The organism is Pseudoalteromonas sp. TB51 (genome assembly GCF_000498055.1).
Taxonomy (GTDB): Bacteria; Pseudomonadota; Gammaproteobacteria; order Enterobacterales; family Alteromonadaceae; genus Pseudoalteromonas; species Pseudoalteromonas atlantica.
On the sequence record NZ_AUTO01000332.1, the window covers coordinates 1 to 2,640 of the forward strand.

Sequence of the window (2,640 nt, forward strand, 5' to 3'; positions counted from 1 at the left end):
GTGCGGCAAGAGACTGGCCAAGCTTTGATAAAATAATTGAAACCCTTGATAGGCTCGAAAACGATGAAACCCTGCTTGTGCAATCGGGTAAGCCCGTGGGCGTATTTAAAACCCACGAAAACGCGCCGCGCGTTCTCATTGCTAATTCTAACCTGGTGCCACATTGGGCAAATTGGGAGCACTTCAATGAGCTCGATAAAAAAGGCTTAATGATGTATGGGCAAATGACCGCGGGCTCTTGGATTTATATTGGCTCACAAGGCATAGTGCAAGGCACTTACGAAACCTTTGTAGCAATGGCAAAGCAACACTTTGGCGGTAATGCAAAAGGTAAATGGGTTTTAACAGCAGGCCTTGGCGGTATGGGAGGCGCACAACCACTCGCCGCGACGATGGCAGGTTTTAGCGCATTAGTTGTGGAATGCGACGAAACCCGTATCGATTTTCGAATTAAAACCGGCTACGTTGATGTAAAAGCCACGACACTTGAGCACGCGCTTGAGCTAGTTACCGATGCTTGCATTAAAGGCAAGGCATTATCGGTAGGCTTATTAGGTAATGCTGCCGATATTTTTACTGCACTGGCAAACAGTAATATTACCCCTGATATAGTGACCGACCAAACCTCAGCGCACGACCCACTCAACGGCTACCTACCGCAAGGTTGGAGCATGCAACACGCAGCAAAAATGCGTGAACAAAACCCACAGGCAGTGGTTAAAGCCGCTAAACAATCTATGGCGGNCTGCCACTACCGACTATGGCAATAACATTCGCCAAATGGCATTTGAAGAAGGCGTTACCAACGCATTTGATTTTCCGGGCTTTGTGCCTGCTTATATCCGTCCGTTATTTTGTGAAGGAATTGGCCCATTTAGATGGGTTGCGCTTTCGGGCGACCCCGAAGACATTTATAAAACCGATGCAAAAGTGAAAGAGCTTATCGCAGAAGATACTCACTTACATAACTGGCTTGATATGGCGCGTGAGCGCATTCAATTTCAGGGTTTGCCAGCGCGTATATGCTGGGTTGGTTTAAAAAACCGGGCTCGCCTTGCACTGGCCTTTAACGACATGGTTAAAAATGGCGAGCTTAAAGCGCCGGTTGTAATTGGTCGCGATCATCTCGACTCTGGCTCTGTAGCAAGCCCCAACCGTGAAACCGAAAGTATGCAAGATGGTTCAGACGCCGTTTCTGATTGGCCGTTACTTAATGCTTTGCTTAATACTGCGGGTGGCGCAACGTGGGTGTCGCTGCACCATGGCGGCGGAGTGGGCATGGGCTTTAGCCAGCACGCAGGCGTGGTTATTGTTGCAGATGGTAGTGAACAAGCTGCGCAACGCATAGCTCGTGTGCTTTGGAACGACCCTGCTACCGGCGTTATGCGCCATGCTGATGCAGGCTACGATATTGCAAAAAATTGCGCGCAAGAGCACCACCTAGATCTCCCTATGCTAAACAAGGAATAGTCATGATTTCACACACTCTCACACCAGGGCAGTTAGACTTAAGCACCCTAAGAAAAATTAATGACTCAGCTGTCACACTTAACTTAGTCGATGGCGCCAGTACACAAATAGCGGCCAGTGCACAAACTGTTCAAAACGTAATAAACAAACGCCAAACGGTGTACGGTATTAACACCGGCTTTGGCTTATTAGCCAATACAAAAATAGCAGATGACGAGCTTGAGCTACTGCAGCGCAGTATTGTGCTTTCGCATGCTGCCGGTATTGGAGAGTTCATGGACGACAGCACTGTAAGACTAATGATGACCTTAAAAGTAAACTCTTTGTCTCGGGGCTACTCAGGGATACGCCTAGAGGTGATCGCATTTTTTATGCAACTACTGTGCAGTGAAGTGTACCCGTGCGTACCACAAAAAGGGTCTGTGGGTGCTTCCGGCGATTTAGCACCTCTTGCTCATATGTGCCTTCCACTATTAGGTGAAGGCAAAATGCGCCACAAAGGTGAAATTATAAGTGCTGCTCAAGGGCTAAAAATTGCCAACCTTTCACCTCTTACATTAGGCGCAAAAGAAGGGCTGGCACTGTTAAATGGTACACAAGCCTCTACCGCGTTTGCGTTACAAGGGCTTTTCAAAGCAGAAGATTTATATGCACAAAGCTGTGTTATAGGCTCTATTAGCATAGAAGCTGCAATGGGTAGCCGTGCGCCCTTTGATGCACGCATTCACGAAATACGGGGGCAACGCGGGCAAATTGATACGGCCAGTGTATTTAGAGAGCTACTTAGTACTGAATCACAAATTAGCCAATCTCACGTAAACTGCGAAAAAGTGCAAGACCCTTACTGCCTTCGCTGCCAACCTCAGGTACTCGGCGCGTGTTTAACACAAATTCGCCACGCCGCAGAAGTGTTGTTATGTGAATCAAACGGCGTTACCGATAACCCGCTGGTATTTGCCGATGTGGGCGATATTATATCCGGTGGTAACTTTCATGCAGAGCCCGTTGCTATGGCAGCTGATAACTTAGCCATTGCAATTGCCGAAATAGGCGCGCTGGCAGAGCGAAGAATCGCGCTACTTATTGATTCAAACCTCTCTACACTGCCACCTTTTTTAGTTGAAAACGGCGGAGTTAACTCAGGTTTTATGATTGCCCAAGTAACGGCGG

General features: G+C 47.9%; 1 protein-coding gene and 1 pseudogene. Both read left to right on the plus strand.

The features are described from left to right. Nucleotides 1–1,470, plus strand: a pseudogene (hutU, locus tag L650_RS0120930) (urocanate hydratase); the annotation flags it as partial. 2 nt (nucleotides 1,471–1,472) lie between these two features. After that, nucleotides 1,473–2,640: histidine ammonia-lyase (locus L650_RS0120935; RefSeq protein WP_029774292.1), on the plus strand; the 1,168-nt coding region annotated here is incomplete at its 3' end.